This is a genomic window from Arenibacter sp. ARW7G5Y1 (assembly GCF_003201775.1).
GTDB lineage: Bacteria > Bacteroidota > Bacteroidia > Flavobacteriales > Flavobacteriaceae > Arenibacter.
Genome location: NZ_QJJZ01000004.1, coordinates 1 through 24,413, shown reverse-complemented (window position 1 = coordinate 24,413; position 24,413 = coordinate 1). Strand labels below are relative to the sequence as shown.

Below are 24,413 nucleotides of genomic sequence, written 5' to 3'. Positions count from 1 at the left end.
AATTAACTTCCGTCCTACTTCAAAAACTCAATGTTTCGTTTTAAACCGGAGAATTTGGTGCGCTTTACGGCAGACTTCTGGAACACCTTCTTAAAGACATCGTCCGTAATTTCTTCCCAATCCTTTTTGGTCATTGAAAGTAAATCGGGATGGGGATGGAACAATGGTTCACGATGTGGTTTGGAGAAACGGTTCCAGGGGCATACATCTTGGCAAACATCGCAACCAAACATCCAATCATCCATTTTGCCCTTAAAGTCTGTGGGGATTTCATTCTTTAATTCGATGGTAAGGTAAGAAATACACTTGCTACCATCTACCACATAGGGTTCTACAATGGCCTGGGTAGGACAGGCATCGATACAGGCAGTACAGGTACCGCAATGATCGGTTACCCTATGGTCATACTCCAGTTCCAAGTCCACGATAAGTTCTGCTATAAAATAAAAAGACCCCACTTGCTGCGTCAGCAGATTACTGTGTTTTCCTATCCAACCCAAACCGCTCTTTGCAGCCCAAGCCTTGTCCAATACGGGCGCAGAATCAACAAAGGCCCTGCCGTTGACCTCTCCTATCTCTTTACCAATAAATTCTTGAAGTTCCTTTAATTTGGATTTAATGATATGGTGGTAATCCTGTCCGTATGCATACTTGGACAACTTAAAGGTATTTTCATTCTGAGTTTCTTCCGGAAAATAATTAAGAAGAAGGGAAATCACAGATTTGGAACCTTCCACCAAATTAGTGGGATCCAAACGTTTATCGAAATGGTTTTCCATATAGCCCATTTCCCCCTGCATGTTCTTATTGAGCCACTTTTCCAACCTAGGGGCTTCCTCCTCCAAAAATTCTGCCTTGGAGATACCGCACGACAAAAAGCCGAGGCGTTTGGCTTCGGTTTTTATTAGCTGTGTATGTTTAAGAATGTTCTTCAAAAAATTATCGTTCTGTAAAAAGTAAAGGTACGCTCTTTGGTTTAAGCGAAATCAAAGGATTGATCCCTATGTTTTTTAAAGTGCTGGATATGCTATATTTTTTCACAATTTCCGCTATGGCAATGATCATTTCATACATGGCAAAATTATTGCCCACGCACATTCTGGGGCCGGCCCCAAACGGATAGTAATAGTCCCCATAATCCTTTTTGTCCGCTTCCTTAAATCTATTGGGGTCATATTCCAATGGCCTGTTCCAAAAATGGCCATAGCGGTGTAATTCGTAAATGGACATAAGCACCATTGTACCTTTTGGGAGCGAAATATCTTCAAAGGTATCATCTTCTGTGGCCACCCTATCTATTACATAAACTGGCGGATACAGTCGCAATGCCTCCTCTATGCATTGCTTAACAAATTGAAGCTGCATCACTTCTTGCACCAAATCAACTCTGCCATCCTCCAGATCTACCTTGGACACCTCTTCATAAACCTGATCCTGAATTGCCGGATTTTTGGCCAAAAGAAACAGGGTAAAACTAAGTGCATTGGCCGTGGTTTCATGCCCTGCTGTAAAAAGAATCATCACTTCATCCAACAATTGCCCGTCCGGCATTGGGGAGCCATCCTCATATCGTGCCTTAAGCAGCATATCCAGCAAATCATCCTTTTCCAATCCCGAGCTCCTCCGCTCTTCAACAATTTCCAACAGTAGCCTCTTGCCTTCCCCGGCCATTTTCAAGTGCTTATCAATTTTACCACTGAGCCTATACCACCATTTTAGATATGGTTGCCGCATTTCTTTGATCAACATACGCTGATTGGCCTCGGTAATATACTGGAGCCGTGACATCTTTTCACGAATATCCGAACTACCGAAAAGGGATTTGGCAACCACCTGAAATGCAAGATCGCCCATTAGGGGAAAAACGTTCTGCACCTTACCAGGTTCTATTCGTTCCAGTTCCTGCAGTATGGCCTCCCTCATGACCCCCATTAAATTATGGAGCTTTTTCTTGTGAAAAGCGGGCTGCACCATTCTTCTATGGGTGCGCCAATGTTCACCACTGGAGGTTAGAATACCATGACCAACGTACTTGGCCAAATCCACTGTTTGCAAAGAGGATTTTTCGTATTTCTTATGTTGTTTTTGAAGAATATGCTTTATTAGTCCAGGGCTTCTGGTAAAAAGAACTATTTCCTTGGAACTTAATTGTACTTTAAAACAATCCCCATATGCCTCAAAATTTTCATGATGAAAGGGCAAGGGGTTTTTTAGGATTCTCCCCGCATTTTTTAAGACCTGAAATCTTGATACTAACTTCAAATTGAATATTTAAAAGTGGGGTTCTTCCGCCATAAAATACAAGTGGACAACAACATCAAAAAAGACCTCCCTGAATATTGCCCTTGATCCTGCCCAGATGTCTATAGGCCAATTCCGTAACCTCCCTACCTCTTGGGGTCCTCATGATAAATCCTTGTTGGATCAAGAAAGGTTCATAAACCTCCTCTATGGTTTCTGCACTTTCAGAAACGGCAGTAGCCAAAGTAGTAATCCCCACAGGGCCTCCTTTAAACTTGTCTATAATGGTTGTCAATATCTTGTTGTCCATTTCGTCCAATCCGTGGGCATCCACATTCAAGGCCTTTAGTCCAAACTGTGAAATCTCTATGTCTATCTTTCCATTCCCTTTTATTTGGGCAAAGTCACGGACCCGTCTTAATAGGGCATTACATATTCTAGGAGTCCCCCGGCTTCTACCGGCTATTTCAATAGCGGCCTGTTGTGTAATAGGTGTCTTTAATATTTCGGCGCTACGTTCCACTATGGTAGAGAGCAATTCCGTGGAATAATATTGCAATCTGCTCTGTATCCCAAATCGTGCCCGCATAGGAGCTGTTAACAAACCCGAACGGGTCGTAGCCCCGATCAAGGTAAAGGGATTTAAATTGATCTGTACCGATCGGGCGTTGGGGCCCGATTCTATCATTATATCTATCTTATAATCTTCCATGGCAGAATATAAATATTCTTCCACTATTGGACTCAATCTATGAATCTCATCTATGAACAACACATCCCGTTCATCCAGATTGGTGAGCAACCCGGCCAAATCCCCTGGTTTATCCAACACAGGGCCCGAAGTCATTTTGATACCGACTCCCAATTCATTGGCCAAAATATGGGCCAAAGTAGTCTTGCCAAGACCCGGAGGACCATGGAACAAGGTGTGATCTAGGGCTTCCCCCCTTAAATTTGCGGCCTGAACAAAAATTTTCAGGTTTTCCAATACTTGTTCCTGCCCTGTAAAATCGTCAAAGGAAATAGGGCGCAATGCCCTTTCTATATCGAATTCCTCGTTGGAAAAATTACTGGCCGTAGGATCTAAATTCTCATTCATACTCCTACAAAGATAAAGGAAATTGGAATAGTTTTCCACGAAACAATTTTAAGGGCAGGGACATTTCCTTCTTTTAATTATGATTCCCATTCCTTTGTTCCCAAGAGCGGAAGAAAACAAATTAAAATGCCTGTCCCAGACCCTACATATTTAAACGGGGGACCCCACCATGAAAACAGGGTGCATTGGCTGCGATATTTCATAGGACTACTGCCTTAAAATACTGTTTTTACTAAAAAATAATGTAAATTCATATTATGATAAAGACAACATATCCACCCAGTATCCTACAGTACATCCCCTTCTTTTTTGTTATTTGGTCCGATGACCTTTTGACCATTTCAGAGATTGCCGTTGTGAAAAAGATAATCGACAATGATCAAAACCTTTCCAAAAATGACAGGGAAATACTGAACGGTTGGCTCAACACGGACCAGCCACCTTTGGATACGGAAATAAGATCTTGGCAACGGGCCATCTCCAATTCCGGTATCAAATTAGTGGAAGGCGACAACCATCCATTGACCTCCTTTAGCAGAAAATTAATTTCGCAAAACAGTTCGGAACATTTATTCAATGAAGGTCTATCGGCCATTGAAATAAACCTGGGCATACAACCCAACCATTACCACCATTTGTTCGAGGTGGAAGTTGTGTTGGAAAAAACGTCCCATTTTTACGACCCAAAAGAAATTGACCAAATCTTTAAAGGTACTTACCATCGAGAAATAGATGAATTTAGAAACACTTTAAGCGATTCTGTTTTCTCTTGGGAAATAATACAGAACAAGGAGAATTTTAGGAAAAAAGTGTTGTCCCAGGTAAAACATTTGGCCAAGGCAGGATATGGTGCGATGGCCTACCCGGCAGCTTACGGGGGAACGGGCAATATGTCTTTATATGCCACCATTTTTGAAAATCTGATGTATGTGGATGGAAGCCTCACGGTGAAATTTGGGGTGCAATTTGGGCTTTTTGGAGGCAGTATACAGAAGTTGGGCACCAAAAAGCACCATGACCGTTATTTGACCGCTGTTGGAAAAGCCGAATTACTTGGTTGTTTTGCCATGACCGAAACGGGTCATGGGTCCAACGTAAGAGGTATTAAAACAACTGCCACCTATAATAAGGAAGATGACAGCATTACCATTCATACCCCAGGAAAGAACGACAACAAGGAATATATAGGAAATGCACTGCACGGTACAATGGCATCGGTATTTGCCCAACTCATCGTTGATGGAAAAAATCATGGTGTACATGCCATTTTAGTGCCTTTAAGGGACAGTGAAAATCGACTTATGCCGGGCGTACTCATTGAGGACAATGGCTACAAATTAGGGCTCAATGGCGTGGACAATGGTAAAATATGGTTCAACCAAGTGAAGGTACCTCGGGAAAATCTATTGAATAAATACGGAGACATAAAATCTGATGGCACATATTATTCCGACATAAAAAATCCAAACAAACGCTTTTTCACCATGCTCGGCACCTTGGTGGGAGGACGAATCTGTGTGGCCAAGGGAGCTTTGAGCGGTGCCAAAATGGCCCTGGCCATTGCCGTGAAATATGCCCTACATAGAAGGCAATTCAACGATAACCTAAAAATCCAAGAGGATTTGATCATGGATTACCCATCGCACCAACTAAGGCTTACCCCCGCCATTGCCAAATCATACGTTTATCATGTAACATTGGATTCTTTGATGAAAACCTATAGCGATGACAGCATTACGGATAAACGAAAAATAGAGACACAGGTAGCCGGGCTAAAGGCTATGATTACCTGGTTTGCAAACCAAACTATTCAGGAATGCCGCGAAGCTTGCGGAGGCAAGGGCTATCTATTGGAAAATAGAATTGCCGACCTAAAGGCCGATGTGGATATATTTACCACCTTTGAAGGGGATAATACGGTACTATTGCAATTGGCCGCCAAAGGAGTCTTGTCCGATTTTAACGCCGAGTTCAACAGTGCAGGGTTTTCGGCCGTATTTAAACTATTGGGTACCCAAATAAGCGACAAATTGGTCACCATAAATCCACTATATGCCAACAAGGTAGACAAGGAGCATTTATACAATCCCAAGTTCCACCAACATGCCTTTGACTACAGAACCAGAAGGCTCACCTATTCCGCAGCTATGCGGATTAGGAATTATATTAAAAAAGGGGTACCTGCATATCAGGCCTTCCTAAAAGTACAGACCCATTTAATAGCTTTGGGAAAAGCCTATAGTTGTGAATTGGCCTATAATACGTATCTACAGTTTACAGAAAAGATAGAAGACAGGAAGAACCAGCAACTCTTTCAAAAACTTGGATGCCTATTTGCCCTATCCGAAATTCGGGAAGATGCCTCATGGTATTTGGAACAGGGCTATTTGGGAGGAACCAAGTCCAAGGCCATACGCCAGCGCGTAGAGCGTTTAAGCACGGAATTTAGACCACATATAGAGGTTTTGGTAGATGGTTTTGGTATTCCGGACCATTGTTTAACAGCACCTATAAGTCGTTAATTTTTACGCCGATATAGCTCTGAAGTGTCCAAAAATTCCTGCAGATTAATTTTGCTGTCACCATACACATATGTTTTGGATGAACCTTTGGAATTGAGATCCACTGTTGCGGTTGACAAGACTTCAGCGGAAGAACTTCCCTCCAAAATGGCTTCGACCGAATTGGCTTCCAATCTTTTTGCCTTCAAATCCGAACCGTCCAATAAATGGAACTGAAACACATTGGTAAAACCTTCCAAATCAGCCTTGGAATTGCGTTGCATATCCAATACAGTACTTTCCATAACCCCGAATAATCTTAAATCCGCTTTTTCTGCCAAGCGAATATTTAGGGTATCGCTGTCCACCTTAAAATTACCCCTACTATCATCGTTCATTGTTATTTGCATTGCATCGGCATCCACATCTATTTCCACCCTACCGGTTCCCCTGGTATTCACTTCCAGGAATTCGGTAGAAAAGCGGTTATCAACCACAATATTTCCTTCATTGGCGTTGATAAGGAACAATTCATTAAAATTGACGGTAATATTCAATCTTTTCTTAGAGGTCACCTTATAATAGGAACTAATGAAAAGCGTTTCATTCTCAACCTTAAATTTTAAAATGTCGATTAAATTATCATCGGCCTCAATTATATATTCACCGGTAGCGGCCGCCTGAAGGTGGATATCCAGGTCATCATCCAATTGAATGGCATTAAAAGGTGCCAGAGCCTCCCTCACCTCTATAACATTCCTATTCCCTTTTATTTTTGGTTTACGCTGGGAATAGACCATACAACCAACCAATAACAAGAAAAACAAAAGTATATGTTTCACTTCCAATGTTTTACAATACATAATAAATCTTTATCTAAAAAAACTGCAATATCCATTGACCTTGGATTACCACAAATATCCAATTAATAAATATGGCCAACAATACCGAATGGTTCAACGAACCTCGAATACGTAAATGGAAGGTACAAAAAAAGTCCATCTTAGGGATGGACTTTTAAAATTTGTTGAATTCCTATCGTTAGTGCTGCATCTCCTCCTCACCTTCGTAGAGTGGCATAATTTGAGGTACATAATCCTGACCTGGAATTATATACTCCCCATTATCATCGGTTTTGCTATAATCATATGGCCATCTATGTACTTCTGGAATTGCCCCAGGCCAGTTGCCGTGAATATGCTCCACCGGGGTAGTCCATTCCAAGCTAGTTGCTTTCCATGGATTCTGAACAGCTTTTTTCCCATAGAAAATACTTCTTATAAAATTGAAGGCAAATATTAATTGAGCTCCAGCTGCAATAAGGGCAAATACTGTCATTAATACCTGGATATCGGTTAAGTCATCAAACATTGGGAAAGCTGTATTCTCGTAATACCTACGTGGTACCCCGGCCATTCCAACAAAATGCATGGGAAAGAAAACCCCATAGGAACAGACAGCCGTAATCCAAAAATGCACATAACCCATGTTCTTATCCATCATTTTTCCAAACATCTTAGGGAACCAATGGTAAACACCGGCAAACAATCCGTAAAGTGCAGATATTCCCATTACCAAGTGGAAGTGGGCAATAACGAAATATGTATCGTGTACGTTAATATCCAAGGTACTGTCCCCAAGAATAATTCCGGTTAGTCCGCCCGAAATAAAAGTTGAAACCATCCCAATGGAAAATAGCATTCCCGGGTTTAATTGCAGATTACCTTTCCATAAAGTTGTAATCCAGTTAAATGCCTTCACCGCCGATGGTATAGCGATCAATAATGTTGTGAAGGTAAAAACAGAACCTAAGAAAGGGTTCATACCTGAAATAAACATATGGTGACCCCAAACTATGGTAGACAAGAATGCAATGGCCAAAATGGAGGCAATCATAGCCCTATATCCAAAAATAGGTTTACGGGAGTTTACGGCCATAATCTCCGATACCATACCCATGGCAGGCAAGATTACGATATACACCTCAGGGTGCCCTAAAAACCAGAATAAATGTTCATATAAAACGGGAGAACCACCTTGATAATGCAATACCTCGCCCTGTATAAAAATATCAGACAAAAAGAAAGACGTACCAAAGCTTCTATCCATGATCAGAAGCAAAGCAGCTGATAATAATACCGGGAAAGAAACAACCCCTATAATCGCTGTAACAAAGAACGCCCAAATGGTCAAAGGCAGTCTGGTCATAGACATTCCCTTGGTCCTAAGGTTAATTACCGTAACAATATAATTTAACGAGCCCAATAAAGAAGATGCAATAAATATTGCCATCGCCACCAACCAGAGTGTCATACCCATACCTGAACCAGGTTGGGCCATTGGCAACGCGCTAAGTGGGGGATAAACCGTCCATCCGGCAGCCGCAGGTCCTGCCTCCAAAAACAAGGAAGAAAGCATAATTACAGAGGACAAAAAGAACAACCAGTACGAAATCATGTTCAAGAACCCTGATGCCATATCCCTAGCTCCAATTTGAAGCGGAATCAACAGGTTACTGAAGGTACCACTTAATCCTGCCGTTAGTACAAAGAATACCATGATAGTACCATGGATGGTAACCAATGCCAAGTAAACATCTGCATCCATCACCCCTCCCGGTGCCCATTTACCCAATATAAATTCAAATATTGCAAAAGATTCACCTGGCCAAGCCAATTGCATTCTAAACAATAATGACATCAAAATACCAATGAATCCCATTATAAGTCCAGTAATTAAATACTGCTTGGAAATCATTTTATGATCTTGACTAAAAATATACTTTGTCACAAAGGTTTCCTTGTGATGATGTCCGTGGTCATCTGAATGGTCTTCTACGTGTGCGTGAGCTGTTACAGACATAGTTCTATTTTTAAATTTTTTATAAAGTTATATATTAAGACTGAAATTATTGTGCAGAAGCCATCGACTTTCCAAAAGTCTTCTGACTTGCTATCCAAGCATTGTATTCCTCCTCGGTTTCAACAATAATTTTCATTTGCATATTGTAATGGGATTTTCCGCATATCTTGTTACACAACAGGACATAATCAAATTCCCATGGATCGGAATTGTCCAATCCCTTAGCTGCTTTTTCAGCCCTAATACCATTGATACGTTTTACCTTGTCCACAACATCAGGATTTTGTCTCATTTCCGCGGTGGTAATGGTAGGAGTAAAAGAGAATTGTGTAATCATACCTGGCACACAGTTCATTTGAGCCCTAAAATGAGGCATATAAGCAGAATGAAGCACATCTTGCGAACGCATCTTAAAATTGACCTTGCGCCCTACTGGCAAGTGCAATTCCTTTACGATAATATCATCGGCCGCATTTGGATCTGCACTGTCCAGCCCTAGAATGTTGGCATTGTCAATATCGATCATCCTAACATTGGCATCACCCAAAACATTATCATTACCTGCATATCTGGCGGTCCAGTTAAATTGTTGGGCATAAAGCTCAATGGTCAAAGGATCGTCCTCATCATTGATATCCATAATATTGGTCCAAGCATACAATCCCCACAAAATTAATCCTGCCAGAACGATAACCGGGATAATGGTCCATATGAATTCCAAACGGTCGTTATCGGCATAGAACAATGCCTTCCTTTCCCTGTCACCCCTGTACTTAAATGCAAAGTAGTGCAATAGAAACTGGGTAAGGGTTTGTACTATGAAGATAATCACAAAAGACAACACCATTAACGAATCATACCCCCCACCATGCTCGGAAGCAGCTTCGGGCAAAAGCACTTTAGAATATTTCCAAAAGCTAAAAATGGTAATTCCATAAAGGAATATTAAAAAAGCGAACATCAAATACCCATTGTACTTATTATCCGTTTCGCTTGCTACTTGGGAATTGTTAGCTCTAATTTGTGACAATTCGAAGATCTTGGTCATTTGCCAGATTGCAATTGCCACTAATACTAAAACAACTATGGTCAATAATGGAGTCATCGTATGATTTGAAATTATACTTATATACTAAATACTAATAATGAAAATGCTTACTCTCTTCTATAAACGGATTGCGTTTTGGCTGCAATGGAGCCTTGGTCAACGCCCTGAACACAAAAAAGATAAACAATCCTGCAAAGAACAAAATAGACCCAATTTCAGGGATACCAATAAACCACTGATCTCCAACCGTAGCAGGCATTATGGCGTTAAATATATCCAAATAATGCCCGGCCAAAATTACTATCCCGGTCATGATAACAAACCAATTGACCCTTTTAAAATCACTGTTCATCAACAAGAGTACTGGGAACAAAAAGTTCATGGCCACCATTCCAAAAAATGGCAGATTGAAATCCGCTATCCTGGTTACGTAATACGTTACTTCTTCCGGAATATTGGAATACCAGATCAACATAAATTGGGAGAACCATAAATAGGTCCAGAAAATACTGATTCCGAACATGAACTTGGCCAAATCATGAATGTGGCTATCATTAACATCGGGCAAATACCCCCTAGACTTAAGATAAATCGTAACCATTGCAATAACGGTAATCCCAGAAACAAACATACTTGCAAAGATGTACCAACCAAATAAGGTACTGAACCAGTGCGGATCCACACTCATGACCCAATCCCAGGACATCATGGATTCCGATATTAAATAGAATACCAAAAATGCCGCCGAAATCCTAAAATTCAGCTTAAAATTGGAGTCATCATTGGATTCATCCTGAGCCAAGGACAACTTACGGGAATACTCCCTATATAAGATCCAGCCTCCCAAGAAGACGGCTGCCCTGATCAAGAAAAAAGTGCCATTAAGAAAACCTGCCTTCCCTTGCAAAAGGGCATCATGTGCAACCACTTCAGGGTCCATCCATACGAACAAATGATTCATATGGGCTACAGACATGGCCAATATTACAAATACCACAATACCTCCTGGTACCAGATAGGCCGTAATCCCTTCCATTACCCTGAAAAGCAATGGGGACCAACCAGCCTGGGCCGCACGCTGAATAGCGTAAAATGCCAATACACCCAATGCAATCATAAAAAAGAAAAAAGCTGCCACGTATAATGCCGCCCATGGTTTATTCTGCAATTGATGCAATAAATGCTCATCATGGGATGCATCGTGCGCATCCCCATGTCCCATTTCGTCACCATGACTCTCCACAACCGCATGGGCATCCCCATGACCGTCCCCGTGTGCGGCAACAATTGCCTTTGCCTCCTCTACAGTACTTGGCGCAGCCATAAAACCGATACCAATTCCCAAAACGCCCACAGCCATTAAAATGAAGGAAGCAATTTTTAATCTATTTGAAAAAGTGTACATATTGCTAATATCTAGGTCTTATTTTGTTAAATCTTCTTTCAATTTCATTACGTATTCAGAAACCTTCCAACGCTCTTCAGTATCCAATTGTCCTGCATAGGAACCCATTGAGTTCAAACCGTAGTAGATGGTATGATAGGAGGTCCCGACAGTTATGTTCCTAGCTACATCCGCATAGCTGGGCACGCCCAATATCTTTTCCCTTTTCACCAAGTTCCCTTGTCCATCACCTTTATCTCCGTGACAAATTGCACAATAAATGGTATATAATTCTTTACCTACAGCTAGATTGGCCTCTTTATTTAGAGAATCCAAGGGACTTGGATTAAGTCTTGCCAATTCCTTCCCTTCCATGGTATTTTCAATTCCGTAAGGTATCCACCCCCTTGCTACGGTATTCTCGGCCGGAAGTCCGGCTTCCATCCCATCTGGTAGAAAATCCACTTTCTGGTAGGTCTCATAACCTACGGACTCATACATATTGGGCATGTATTGATAGTTTCTGCTATTTGTGTTTGCACAAGAAGCGACTAATAATACCAAACCAAACAAGACTCCTATTTTGCTAAAACTGTTCATAATATCTATGACTACTTTTCTGTAATATTAATTTCGACTGCTCCCGTATCCATCAACAAATCCTTCAATTCCTGTTCGTTGCCGTGAATCTCGATTTCCATTAAAAAATGATCATCTGTGGTTCTTACGTCCGGATTTTCAGCTTCTTTAAAAGGCCATAACCTACTTCTTAGATAAAAAGTAATTACCATTAAATGCGCCGCAAAAAATACAGTCAACTCAAACATAATAGGCACAAAAGCCGGCATGTTTTCCAGATAGCTAAAACTTGGCTTGCCCCCAATATCCTGAGGCCAATCCTGGATCATAATGTAATTCATCATTACAATGGCCACCGTAAGACCAACACAACCATACATAAAGGACGTAATTGCGATCCTAGTTGGGGCCAGCCCCATTGCTTTGTCCAAACCATGCACCGGAAAAGGACAATAAACTTCTTCAATATGATGCTTTGCCGCTTTTACCTTTTTAACAGCATGCATTAGCACATCGTCATCATTATAAAAAGCATGTATAACTTTCGACGCCATAATTATTTCTTATTATTTAAAATCTTTGCTTGTCCTGCCCAATCGTCTCTTTGTGCCCTACCCGGGAACGATTCCGTAATGGAATCCAACAGATCATACTCTTTATCGGTCATACGACCAACCTGTGCAAATGTGTATATTCCAATTTGATTCAAGGTCGCTTCCATTTGTGGCCCAATACCTTTGATCTTCTTAAGATCATCGGCGGTCTCCTTGGTAGGATCAAAGGTACCTATGGTACCCAAGAGTTCAGATACCCCAACTTTATCACCAGCTTTTGGAACAACTTCCCCCATCAAAACATCATCCGTTATTGGTTCCTTTTCCTTCACCACCGTTTTACTTGTGGTTATCTCATATAAAGGCTTGCCTGCATCCCTCAATTTCTTATACTTCTCCCCTGAGGATTTTAATATGGACTTCACCTCTGCCTGTGCAATAACCGGGAAAGTTCTGGCATACAATAGAAACAGTACGAAAAAGAAGCCAATTGTTCCAATGAATATCCCTATATCCACAAATGTTGGAGAGAACATGGTCCATGAAGACGGAAGGTAATCCCTATGTAAAGAAGTTACGATAATTACAAAACGCTCAAACCACATCCCTATGTTTACTACAATTGAGATAAAGAAAGAGAACATGATACTTGTCCTAAGCTTTTTGAACCACATAAACTGCGGAGAGAACACGTTACAGGTCATCATTGCCCAATACGCCCACCAATAAGGTCCGGTAGCCCTGTTCAAGAATGCATACTGTTCGTACTCCACACCGGAATACCAAGCCATAAACAACTCCGTAATATAGGCACAACCTACAATGGAACCGGTCAACATAATTACGATGTTCATCAATTCTATATGCTGTACGGTTATATAGGCCTCCAAATGACACACTTTTCTCATAATGATCAACAAAGTGTTCACCATGGCGAAACCGGAGAAAATAGCCCCTGCAACGAAGTATGGTGGAAAGATGGTAGTATGCCATCCCGGTATTACCGAGGTAGCAAAGTCAAAGGATACAATGGTATGCACCGAAAGTACCAATGGTGTGGCCAAACCTGCCAAGACCAAGGAAACTTCCTCAAAACGCTGCCAATCCTTGGCGCGCCCCGACCATCCAAAACTTATTAAACTGTATATTTTCTTTTGGAAAGGCCTAACCGCCCTATCACGTATCATAGCAAAATCCGGTAGCAAGCCTGTCCACCAGAATACCAAGGACACCGATAGGTAGGTTGAAATAGCAAATACATCCCAAAGCAACGGTGAATTGAAGTTAACCCATAGCGATCCAAATTGGTTCGGGATAGGCAATACCCAATAAGCCAACCAAGGGCGACCCATGTGGATAATGGGAAACAATCCCGCCTGTACCACCGAGAAAATGGTCATCGCCTCCGCCGAACGGTTAATAGCCATTCTCCATTTCTGCCTAAACAGCAATAGTACCGCAGAGATCAAGGTTCCAGCATGACCGATACCTACCCACCAAACGAAGTTGGTAATATCCCAGGCCCAGCCTACTGTTTTATTTAATCCCCATGTACCGATACCTGTAGATACCGTGTAAATTATACAGCCAACACCCCATAGGAATGCCGCTAATGCAATGGAAAATACAATCCACCAATGCTTATTGGCTTTCCCTTCAACCGGAGCTGCAATGTCCACGGTTACATCGTGGTATCCTTTATCTCCAAGAACTAAGGGTTTTCGTATAGGTGCTTCGTAATGCGACGCCATAATTTAATATATAGTTACGTTCCTTTAATTTGATTAAGCTTCGTTCGTATTCCTCACTTTCACGTGATAAAAAACATTTGGTTTGGTTCCAACATGCTCCAACAAGTGATACATGCGGTTACTCTCCTTTAATTTTACAATTTCGCTTTCGGCATCATTTACATCCCCAAACTTCATAGCACCACTACTACATGCTGCAGAACAAGCGGTTTGAAACTCCCCGTCCTTAACAACACGACCATCACGCTTGGCGTCTAAAATAGTCTTCTGTGTCTTTTGGATACACATAGAGCATTTTTCCATAACACCTCTAGACCTAACGGTAACATCCGGATTGATCACCATCTTACCTAGATCATTGTTCATATGATAATCAAACTCATCGTTCTCATTGTACAGGAACCAGTTGAATCGTCTTACTTTATACGGACAGTTGTTGGCGCAATACCTAGTTCCAACACATCTGTTATAAGCCATGTGGTTTTGGCCCTGACGTCCGTGTGAAGTTGCCGCAACCGGACAAACCGTCTCACAGGGTGCATGGTTACAATGCTGGCACATTACAGGCTGGAATGCCACTTGAGGATTGGCTGATGGATCTTCCATTTCACCAAATCCACCCAAGGACCCCTTATCCCCGAACAGGCCATCGAATTCTTCTTTCTTGGTATCATCTTGCGCAAAAGTGTCTTCCGAACTATAATACCTATCGATACGCAACCAGTGCATATCCCTTGATTTTCTTACTTCAGCCTTTCCTACTACCGGAACGTTGTTCTCGGCATGACAGGCAATAACACAGGCCCCACACCCAGTACAGGCATTCAGATCTATGGACAAATTAAAATGATGTCCTATTGATCTATCAAAGCTATCCCACAAATCTACCGATGTAGCCGGAACCTCCTGATGATCCAATGACACCACAGGAACAACATTCCACTCCTTGGCATCTTTGGTATTAAAGATCTCTAAGGTAGTTTCCTTAATAATATCTCCCCTACCCATTAATGTCTTATGCAATTGCACACAGGCAAACTCGTGCATCCCTGCAGACTTTTCTATGGTCACATTCTGGGTATTGGAGAAATCCTTGTATAATGCATAGGCATTCACCCCAGTTTGCATTTCGCTTTTCATCCCCACAGTTTTCCCGTATCCAAAAGAAAGTCCTAAAGAACCAGGAGCCTGACCTGGCTGAACGATCACAGGAACACCATCCAGAGCAACCCCGTCAACCGTAAGTTTTACATAGCTACCGTTTAAACCACCATCGGCCACATTTTCATTGATCAAGTTTAACTTCTCCGCATCAGCCTTGGAAACAGTTACGTAGTTATCCCACGAAACCCTGGTTATTGGATCCGGAAACTCTTGCAACCAAGGATTGCTCGCTTGCTGTCCGTCACCCATTCCAACCTTGGAATACAAAGTAAGCTCCATTCCATCTGCGGTAGCAGTGGACAAACTTCTGATTGCGGAAGCCAATGGAACCTCGGTGGTCATCTCCTCCTCTTCCGCTACCTTAGGGGCAACAGCCGCCACAACATCTTCACCCATCGCTGGAACCGACACCAAAACACCGTCGTGCAATGCTTGATTCCAGTCATTACCCGCCAATATACCTGCGCTCCAAGTTTCCTTTATGTAATCGTAATATGTTTTATCACTGTCCATCCACTGCAAAATAGCCGTTTGGAACTGTCTTGTATCAAACAATTCCTTTATGGTAGGCTGCATAAGACTGTAATGTCCTTTCTTTAATTGAGCGTCGCCCCAAGATTCCAAATAATGGTTTGAAGCGGCAACGTACTGCACCAATTCAGTGGTCTCATTTCTATTGGTAGAGAAGGCCACTGTTAAATCGACACTCTTGATTCCTTCCACAAAATCCGTGGCATTTGGCAACGAATAGACTGGATTAACCCCGTCCATCAACAAAGCACCCACCTTACCGGATTTCATATCGGCCAATAAAGTTTTCACAGCCTGAACATTACCCTGTCTCACATATTTGGGAGCCGCAACATCAAACGCCTTGCTCCCCAACATTTCATTAATGGCCAGGACAACCGCCTGGGCATTCACATCCTCTATCCCCGTTACAACAACGGCATTGGATTTATTCTTCAACACTTGAGCGGCTACTGCATCCAATGCAGCCTTTGCGCTTTCAGGAAGATTACCACCACCGGCAGTACCATTTAATTTTCCATAGAAATAAGCCAAAGCCACCTTTTGCTCCGAGGGAGTCAAGGGCACCCTTTTGTCCGCATTGGCTCCGGTCAAGGACATATTGGCCTCGAACTGTACATGCCTGGACATTTTTCCATTTTTAGGAACCCTGCCCTTGGAATACCCGGCATCATATCCACCACCTTGCCAGTCCCCTAAGAAATCGGCACCGAAGGAAACAATGATATCCGCATTTGCAAAATTGTAATCTGCCAATGCCCTCTCGCCATACTTGGCCTCAAAAGCCGTAAGCGCGGCATCTTCGGATATGGCATCATAGGTAATATGATCCACATTTCCGTAGGCTTCCCGGAATTCAGCAATCAATCTAGTAGTAGAAGGACTTGCATATGTCTGCGATAATATCGCTATTTTTTTTGTTGAATTTTTTAAAGAAGCCAATTTAGACTTAACCGCCGCATCCAATTCGCTCCAAGCAATTGCCTCACCATTAAAGGTAGGCCCTTGCAAACGTGTACTGTCATACAAGGACAATACCGAAGCCTGAACACGCGCATTGGCACTACCGCCAATTTTTGCATCCGTATTATTTTCTATTTTAATTGGTCTTCCCTCACGGGTCTTCACCAAAATACTGGCAAAATCAAAACCATTTGCTATGGTCGTAGCGTAAAAATTAGCGACCCCGGGAATGATATTATCCGGTTTCACCACATAAGGAATAGATTTGGTCACAGGACCCTCACATGCCGCCAATGAAGCCGCAGCCGTACTAAATCCGACATACTTTAGAAAATCCCTTCTGTTGGTCGAAGATGCCGCCAATGTTTCCTTATCACCCAAGAAATCATCTACAGGAATCTCTTGAACAAATTCATTTTGTCTTAGCGTCTCAACAATGGAATCGTTGGGGTTTAATTCCGCCTCGCTTTTCCAGTATTTTTTGTTTGATGACATATTATATATCTGAAATTATCTTCTAGTTAGTTTGATTAATAATGACACTTACCACATTCCAATCCACCCATTTGAGCGGCAGTAAGTTTATCTACCCCATATTTTTGGGAAAGCTCAGCATGAATCTTTTCATAATACTCATTACCCTCCACCTTAACATTGGTTTCACGGTGACAGTTTATACACCATCCCATGGTCAAAGGAGAATACTGATACATAATTTCCATCTCCTCAACAGGACCATGACAAGTCTGACATTCAATTCCCGCAACAGATACGTGCTGGGAGTGATTGAAGTAGGCAAAGTCTGGAAGATTATGGATCCTCACCCATTCAACCGGTTTGGATTCCCCTGTATATTTTTGATTTTCCTCATCCCATCCCACAGCTTTGTACAATTTCTTGATTTCACCGGTATAGAACTCATTGGTATATCCATTTGCCAAATCTTCCGCACTTGGCCCTTCTGGATTACCTTTGTATTCATAAATAGATTTATGACAGTTCATACACACATTTAAGGATGGAATTCCAGAAGTTTTGGAAACCCTTGCTGAAGAGTGGCAATATTTACACTCTATAGCATTATCACCAGCGTGAATTTTATGGGAATAATGAATAGGCTGAATCGGGGCATACCCTTGATCCACACCAACCTGCATCATCCAACCATACGCAAAATAGGCCGCGCTCAATAACAGAAAAATAGAAAAGACCAAAACCAAAAATTGATTTTGGGCAAAAGCCTTCCAAATTGGCAGCCTTTTCTCCGCCAACTCTTTTTCCAAGACCACTCCATTAGCCTCCGCAATACGCCTTAAGGTTTTGTTCACCAAAACCAGCATCATTACCAACAAGGCAAAAACCAATGCCAGCGCACCCAGTATAATCTCATTGGAGATGCCAGAGGAACTTCCTCCACCCGGCACACTTTCAGCCACACCAACAGGAGCCGCTGCTACCACAGGGGGAGCATCCGTATAAGCCAAAATATCATCGATATCCTGATTGGACAAAGTAGGAAAGGGCGTCATGGCCGCCTGATTGTACTCATTGTAAATCTTTACAGCAGCAGCATCCCCGGCCTTGACCATGGCTGAACTGTTCTTGATCCACTGATACAGCCACTCCTTATCATGCCTCTCGGTTACCCCGGCCAATGCCGGACCGGTCATTTTCTTGTTCAAAGAGTGACAAGCTGCACAATTCTGGTTAAACAACTGCTTACCCTTAACAGCATCACCCTCACCTGATGGGGCCGCTGCAGCTTCTTGGGCAAGAAGTGAATTTGAAAGCAGCAATACTACTACCAGACTGACACCTAAAACTTTAGAAATTAGATTGCGGTATGGAACCTTTTTCATATTAAAAATATTTCTATCGAAAGTTTGGCATGATATTTATACATTCACAATAATAAATATATTGACCATGCTCAAATTGATGGCAAAAATACACATTAGACTTTATTTGGGAAATGTTAAGGTATTGATAATTGACAATTTATACCAATTCTAAATAAGAATAAAATCTTTTGATTGATTCTGAATAATTTACATTTGTATTGTCTTAATTTCATAATATAATTACCCTATGAAAACCATTTCTTTTACCCTTATTTTAGCCTGTTCCGTTTTTTATTGCCACGGACAACAAGGCAATATCAACATTCAACAAGACGAAAAAATCACAGACCTACTGGGAATCTACAAATCCGTTAACGAAAGCAGCAGCCATTATAGAATACAAGTTGGATTTGGCTCTTTTCAGGAGGCAGAGACCCTGAAGGCAAATGTAGATAAGGATTTCCCGGGTTGGCCCACAAAAATAGATTTTGAATCCCCTAGCTACAGGGTGAGAATAGGGAGGTTCAAGACCCAATTGGAAGGAGAGCGAAAGCTCATTGAAGTAAGGCAAAAATATCCGAGCGCCATGCTCCTAAAACCAGAAAAAACGACCAATTAGGTCGTTTTTTCTACATTTTTATTTAAGGATTGAACCGACTATTTTAATTTCTTCTTAACGGCCACTTCCTGGAATGCTTCCACAATATCCAATTCCTGAATATCATTATAATTTTTAACCTGCAATCCACAGTCATATCCTTTGGACACTTCTTTAACATCGTCCTTAAACCTCTTAAGCGAGGATAATTCACCTGTATAGATAACCACACCGTCCCTAATCAATCTAATACTGGAATTTCTAAAGATCTTACCACTGGTTACCATACAACCTGCAATGGTTCCCACTTTGGATATTTTAAAGGTTTCACGGATTTCCGCGGTCCCCGTAATCTCTTCTTTCATTTCAGGAGACAACATACCCTCCATAGCATCTTTAAGATCATTGATGGCATCATAAATAATAGAATACATCCTAATATCTATTTCCTCTTTTTCCGCTACCTGTCTGGCATTGCCCATTGGCCTTACATTAAACCCTATGATAACGGCATCTGAGGCAGAAGCCAACAATACGTCCGATTCCGTAATTGGACCAACTGCTTTATGGATGATGTTCACCTGTATCTCGTCTGTAGATAATTTCTGGAACGAATCCGTCAAGGCCTCCACAGAACCATCCACATCCCCTTTAAGGATTATGTTCAATTCTTTAAAGTCGCCCAACGCAATACGTCGTCCAATCTCATCCAATGTAATATGTCTTTGCGTCCTAACCGATTGCTCACGCAACAATTGAGATCTCTTGGTAGCAATTTGCCTAGCTTCGCGCTCATCTTCCAGAACGTTGAACTTATCCCCTGCCTGAGGGGCTCCATCCAATCCCAAAATGGATATTGGTCTTGAAGGTCCAACTTCCTTAATACTATTACCACGTTCATCGTGCATTGCCTTTACCTTACCACTGCAGGTTCCGGCCAAGACATAATCACCTATCTTTAAAGTACCGGCCTGTACAAGTATTGTGGAAACATAACCCCTTCCCTTATCCAAAAAGGCTTCCACTACTGTACCCGAAGCCAACTTATTGGGATTGGCCTTCAATTCCAAAAGTTCCGCTTCCAAAAGTACTTTTTCCAACAATTCCTTAACCCCTAGCCCTGTTTTGGCCGAAATATCATGTGACTGAATTTTTCCGCCCCAATCTTCCACCAAAAGGTTCATTTGCGCCAGACCATCCTTAATCTTTTCTGGATTCGCGGTAGGCTTATCAATTTTGTTGATAGCAAAAATTATGGGAACCCCTGCCGCCTGTGCATGGCTTATGGCTTCCTTGGTCTGTGGCATAATATCATCATCCGCTGCCACTACAATAATAGCTATATCCGTAACTTGGGCCCCACGGGCACGCATTGCCGTAAATGCCTCGTGACCAGGTGTATCCAGGAAGGATATCATTTGACCATTTTCCAAAGTCACCCCGTAAGCACCAATGTGCTGGGTAATTCCTCCACTCTCCCCGGCTATAACATTTTCCTTTCTTATGTAATCCAGCAATGAAGTCTTACCGTGATCCACATGCCCCATTACGGTAACAATTGGAGCTCTTGGCTGCAAGTCTTCTGGCGAATCCACTTCTTCAACAATACTTTCCTCCAAATCGGCGGTCACAAATTCTACCTCGTAACCAAATTCATCTGCCACAATGGACAAAGTCTCTGCATCCAGTCGCTGGTTCATGGTAACCATGATACCTAGGGACATACAGGCAGAAATAATCTTAGTGGTCGGGACATCCATCATTGTCGCTACCTCACTGGCAGTAACAAATTCCGTAACCTTAAGAATTTTACTTTCCAGTTCCTGTTGTTCCAAGTCCTTTTCGGTTTGTTGACGGTGCTGATCCCGCTTATCCCGTCTATACTTGGCACCTTTTCCCTTTTTGGATTTACCTTGAAGTTTCTCCAAGGTTTCCCTTACCTGCTTTTGTACATCTTCCTCGGTAGGCTCTACCTTGGCATTTGATACAAACCGCTGTCCCGGAGCCCTCCTTACAACCGGCCCCCTTCCTTTGGCTGGCGGCCTGCTCGTAGAGTCCGTACCAGGTTTGGAAACTATTCGTTTCCTCCTCTTTTTCTTGTCGGACGCATCACCGGGCTTTGGTGCTTCTTTTTTCTTTTTAGGCTTTTCAAATTTAGTGAGGTCTATTTTGTCCCCCATAATTTTTGGCCCACTGAGTTTCTGATACTTCGTAGCAATCACCTCATTTTCCGCCGAAGCATCCTGTTCCTCAGGAGCCTCTTCCTTCTTCTCTTCCTTTATTGGCTTAACGGTTTCGGGCTTTGGAGCCACTTCTTCCGTCTTGGCCTCAGCGGCTTCCACTTTCTCTGGAACTTCTTTCTTCGGAACTTCGATTTTCGGTTCTTCCTTGACTACTTTTTCTGGGATCTTTTCCTCTATTTTTTCAGCAGCTTTTTCAGGTTTTTTTTCTGGAACCGCTTCTTCGGATTTAACAGGCTCAACAGGTGCCGGCTTTTTGCCCGCGTCCAAATCTATCTTACCTACAGTTTTGGGACCGGCAAGCTCTACCCGACCTTTGATAACGTTATCTTTCTCGGCCCTCTTTTCCCTTGCAAGCTTTTTCTCTTCCTGCTCTTGCTCCAGTTGTAATCGTATAGCTTCTTTTTCCTTCCTCTTTTCTTCACCCACCTCTTTGGACGCAACTTTCTTGCTCATGTCCGTTTGGAACTCGTCCAATAGAACTTGATACACCTCATTGGATATTTTAGTGGTAGGCCGTGCATCTATATCGTGCCCTTTGGACCCGAGATAGTCTACCGCACGGTCCAATGAAATATTAAGTTCTCTTAGGACTTTATTAAGCCTTATCGTTGCATTATCCGCCATAAAAAAAAATTCCTATTCTTGTAATTTACTGCTAATATATAGTTTAATCTTCTAATTCTTCCTTAAGAATTCGCACAACTTCCAAAATTGTTTCCTCTTCCAAATCGGTTCTTTTTACCAAATCGTCCACATCCTGTTCCAAAACGCTTCTAGCGGTATCCATACCAATTTTCTTAAATTCCTCAATGACCCATGCTTCAATTTCATCGGAGAACTCGGTAAGCTCTACATCTTCTTCCACACCTTCACGGAACACATCGATCTCATAACCAGTTAATTGTCCTGCCAACCGAATGTTATGCCCCCCTCTACCAATAGCCTTGGAAACTTCTTCTGGCCTAAGATATACCTGAGCGGTCATTTTTTCGTCGTTCAATTTCACCGAAGATACCCTGGCAGGGCTCAGTGCCCTTGTAACCAATAACTGTGGATTACTGGTCCAGTTTATCACATCTATATTTTCATTGCCCAATTCACGTACAATTCCATGGATCCTGGATCCTTTCATCCCCACACAGGCACCCACCGGATCAATACGATCATCATAGGAGTCCACTGCTACCTTGGCCTTTTCCCCAGGTATTCTTACCGCCTTCTTGATGGTTATTAAACCATCGAAAACTTCTGGAATTTCCTGAAAGAACAATTGCTCCAAAAACAAGGGAGAGCTTCTACTCATTATTATGGTAGGTTTATTGCCCTTAAGCTCAACACTCTCTATTATTCCACGTACATTATCTCCCTTCCTGAAAAAATCAGACGGAATCTGTTTGTCTTTAGGCAAAATAATCTCATTTCCCTCATCGTCCAAAAGAATAATGGCCTTGTGTCTAATATGATGTACCTCTGCCGTATAAATCTCACCTTCAAGATCCTTAAATTGTTTATAGATGGTAGTGTTGTCGTGCTCGTGGATCTTGGAAATTAGATTTTGCCTTAAGGCCAAAATGGCCCTTCTACCAAGATCTATCAATTTAACTTCCTCGGACACATCTTCCCCTACCTCAAAATCCGGTTCAATTTTCCTGGCTTCAGAAAGCGATATTTCTTCATTTGGATCCTCCACTTCCCCGTCTTCAACCACCACTCGGTTTCTCCAAATCTCCAAATCCCCTTTATCAGGGTTTATAATGATATCGAAATTGTCATCGGAACCAAACTTCTTCTTTAACGCATTCCTAAAAACATCCTCCAAAATCGCCATTAGCGTTACCCTATCTATGAATTTATCATCTTTAAATTCCGAAAAAGATTCGATTAGCGCAATATTTTCCATTTTTGAACTACAATTAAAATTTTAATACAACTTTAGCTTCCTTAATATCAGAAATTGCAATTTGCTGCTTTTTCTGAACCGTAATTTTCCCTTTTCCTATGGGTTTGGGTTCCCTATCTTTCCACTCCAGGGTAATACTATCCCCAGATGCCTCTGTTAACTTACCTTCAAATTCCCCATCCTGGGTTTTAACTTCAAGCTTTCTTCCTATGTTCTTTACATACTGTCTGGGCAACTTTATCGGAGAGGCTGCTCCCGCAGAAGCCACTTCCAAGGAAAAGTCCTCTTCTTCCCTGTCCAAATTATGTTCTATGGCCCTACTTACATTCATGCAATCCTGCAAGGTAACACCTTGGTCACCGTCCAAGGTTATCTTTATTTTATTATCTGCCGATATTGAAAAATCCAATAAAAAAAGTGATTGATTTTCCTTTAACGCATCCTCTAAAAGTGCAGTAACTTTATCCTTCAACATATACTTCGGTTCAATTAAACACCTGCTCCAAATCTGAAGTCGGTTCGCCTCAGAATATAACATAAAGCCGTTTCTTACCGTGCCATTTAACTAAAGTATAGTAATAAAAGAGGGGACAAAATGTCCCCTCATGAATACTTTATATTCTTTCAGCACCGCAAATATACATAATTTTTGGATTCCACAATAATCTTACGTTATTTATTGTTTAAAAGACAATTTACAATACCGGTCCAATACCAGGGATCAAGGATCAATCCCAAAAGTTGTGTGTGAATTAGAAAAAGAAATAATCTACTATCTCATTTTTGTGTCTTATTCATTTTTTGCATCGCCCAAATGCGTAGCATTCATGAATACCATTAAAAATCAATAGACCAGCCGATGAATAAAAAACGAACCAAAAAACGGATCAAGTACAAAACTTGGGTCTGAAGTGAATAATTTATTTCTTTGTGCTTTAAATTACATTGATGAATAAAGGCACTGAGTTATCCTTGTTAAGTTTAATATTACCAGAAGGAATATTAGAGTATTTTGATATTGTTGGATTCGATAAGAAGCCTATAAAGCATGTTTTATACGAGAACCGTCTAACGATATATTTGGAGGAGAAAAAACAAATACCATCCAAGTACAAGGATTGCAAGTATAAAGCCAGTGGCTTCATGGAGCCTCG

17 protein-coding genes and 1 pseudogene are annotated in these 24,413 nt (G+C 41.8%); 3 read left to right on the top strand and 15 right to left on the bottom strand.

The features are described 5' to 3' along the window. Window positions 1–14: 14 nt before the first annotated feature. From queG to ruvB, 3 genes are read right to left on the bottom strand one after another with little or no spacing between them, the layout of a single operon-like run. The gene (gene queG / locus C7972_RS07055; RefSeq protein ID WP_110355529.1) at window positions 15–935 is read right to left on the bottom strand and encodes a tRNA epoxyqueuosine(34) reductase QueG; all 921 of its coding nucleotides are present in this window, start codon (window positions 933–935) and stop codon (window positions 15–17) included. A gap of 4 nt (window positions 936–939) precedes the next feature. After that, window positions 940–2,262: a cytochrome P450 gene (locus C7972_RS07050; RefSeq protein ID WP_258364790.1), complete on the bottom strand. Its 1,323-nt coding sequence runs from the start codon at window positions 2,260–2,262 to the stop codon at window positions 940–942. A 55-nt stretch (window positions 2,263–2,317) separates the two neighbouring features. After that, window positions 2,318–3,340: a Holliday junction branch migration DNA helicase RuvB gene (ruvB, locus tag C7972_RS07045; protein WP_031442397.1), complete on the bottom strand. Its 1,023-nt coding sequence runs from the start codon at window positions 3,338–3,340 to the stop codon at window positions 2,318–2,320. A gap of 257 nt (window positions 3,341–3,597) precedes the next feature. Here ruvB and C7972_RS07040 point away from each other — a divergent pair, with 257 nt between their 5' ends. After that, window positions 3,598–5,862 carry an acyl-CoA dehydrogenase gene (locus C7972_RS07040; RefSeq protein WP_110355527.1) on the top strand — a complete coding sequence of 755 codons (2,265 nt, stop codon included), beginning with the start codon at window positions 3,598–3,600 and terminating at the stop codon, window positions 5,860–5,862. Here C7972_RS07040 and C7972_RS07035 read toward each other — a convergent pair. The 9 genes from C7972_RS07035 to C7972_RS06995 all read right to left on the bottom strand — a co-directional run bounded on the left by C7972_RS07035 (window position 5,859) and on the right by C7972_RS06995 (window position 18,536). Continuing rightward, a complete protein-coding gene (locus C7972_RS07035; RefSeq protein WP_181422838.1) occupies window positions 5,859–6,683 on the bottom strand; it encodes a GIN domain-containing protein in 825 nt (274 codons plus the stop codon). The genes C7972_RS07040 and C7972_RS07035 overlap by 4 nt on opposite strands. 199 nt (window positions 6,684–6,882) lie before the next feature. Further along, window positions 6,883–8,703, bottom strand: a complete 1,821-nt coding sequence (locus C7972_RS07030; RefSeq protein WP_110355525.1) for a cbb3-type cytochrome c oxidase subunit I — start codon at window positions 8,701–8,703, stop codon at window positions 6,883–6,885. 46 nt (window positions 8,704–8,749) lie between these two features. After that, window positions 8,750–9,808, bottom strand: a complete 1,059-nt coding sequence (locus C7972_RS07025) for a cytochrome c oxidase subunit II (protein WP_110355524.1) — start codon at window positions 9,806–9,808, stop codon at window positions 8,750–8,752. 34 nt (window positions 9,809–9,842) lie between these two features. Continuing rightward, the gene (locus C7972_RS07020) at window positions 9,843–11,156 is read right to left on the bottom strand and encodes a quinol:cytochrome C oxidoreductase (RefSeq protein ID WP_110355523.1); all 1,314 of its coding nucleotides are present in this window, start codon (window positions 11,154–11,156) and stop codon (window positions 9,843–9,845) included. Window positions 11,157–11,174: 18 nt separating this feature from the next. Continuing rightward, window positions 11,175–11,735, bottom strand: coding sequence for a cytochrome c (locus C7972_RS07015; RefSeq protein WP_110355522.1), 561 nt, complete (start codon window positions 11,733–11,735; stop codon window positions 11,175–11,177). 11 nt (window positions 11,736–11,746) lie between these two features. After that, window positions 11,747–12,268, bottom strand: coding sequence for a DUF3341 domain-containing protein (locus tag C7972_RS07010; RefSeq protein ID WP_110355521.1), 522 nt, complete (start codon window positions 12,266–12,268; stop codon window positions 11,747–11,749). A 2-nt stretch (window positions 12,269–12,270) separates the two neighbouring features. Then, window positions 12,271–14,019 carry an NrfD/PsrC family molybdoenzyme membrane anchor subunit gene (gene nrfD / locus C7972_RS07005; protein ID WP_110355520.1) on the bottom strand — a complete coding sequence of 583 codons (1,749 nt, stop codon included), beginning with the start codon at window positions 14,017–14,019 and terminating at the stop codon, window positions 12,271–12,273. A 33-nt stretch (window positions 14,020–14,052) separates the two neighbouring features. Then, entirely contained in the window at window positions 14,053–17,172 is a 3,120-nt protein-coding gene (locus C7972_RS07000) for a TAT-variant-translocated molybdopterin oxidoreductase (RefSeq protein ID WP_110355519.1), read from the bottom strand. A gap of 35 nt (window positions 17,173–17,207) precedes the next feature. Continuing rightward, window positions 17,208–18,536, bottom strand: coding sequence for a c-type cytochrome (locus C7972_RS06995; protein WP_110355518.1), 1,329 nt, complete (start codon window positions 18,534–18,536; stop codon window positions 17,208–17,210). 229 nt (window positions 18,537–18,765) lie between these two features. On the opposite strand from C7972_RS06995, the gene C7972_RS06990 reads away from it, so the two are divergent. Then, a complete protein-coding gene (locus C7972_RS06990) occupies window positions 18,766–19,137 on the top strand; it encodes an SPOR domain-containing protein (RefSeq protein ID WP_110355517.1) in 372 nt (123 codons plus the stop codon). 38 nt (window positions 19,138–19,175) lie between these two features. On the opposite strand, the gene infB is transcribed toward C7972_RS06990, so the two are convergent. The 3 genes from infB to rimP are packed head-to-tail and all read right to left on the bottom strand — an operon-like array spanning window position 19,176 to window position 23,734. Then, window positions 19,176–21,983 carry a translation initiation factor IF-2 gene (infB, locus tag C7972_RS06985; RefSeq protein ID WP_110355516.1) on the bottom strand — a complete coding sequence of 936 codons (2,808 nt, stop codon included), beginning with the start codon at window positions 21,981–21,983 and terminating at the stop codon, window positions 19,176–19,178. A 43-nt stretch (window positions 21,984–22,026) separates the two neighbouring features. Beyond that, window positions 22,027–23,259: a transcription termination factor NusA gene (nusA, locus tag C7972_RS06980; RefSeq protein WP_110355515.1), complete on the bottom strand. Its 1,233-nt coding sequence runs from the start codon at window positions 23,257–23,259 to the stop codon at window positions 22,027–22,029. Window positions 23,260–23,272: 13 nt separating this feature from the next. Continuing rightward, window positions 23,273–23,734 carry a ribosome assembly cofactor RimP gene (gene rimP, locus C7972_RS06975; RefSeq protein ID WP_110355514.1) on the bottom strand — a complete coding sequence of 154 codons (462 nt, stop codon included), beginning with the start codon at window positions 23,732–23,734 and terminating at the stop codon, window positions 23,273–23,275. A 473-nt stretch (window positions 23,735–24,207) separates the two neighbouring features. On the opposite strand from rimP, the pseudogene C7972_RS24075 reads away from it, so the two are divergent. After that, a pseudogene (locus C7972_RS24075) lies at window positions 24,208–24,413 on the top strand (hypothetical protein); the annotation flags it as partial.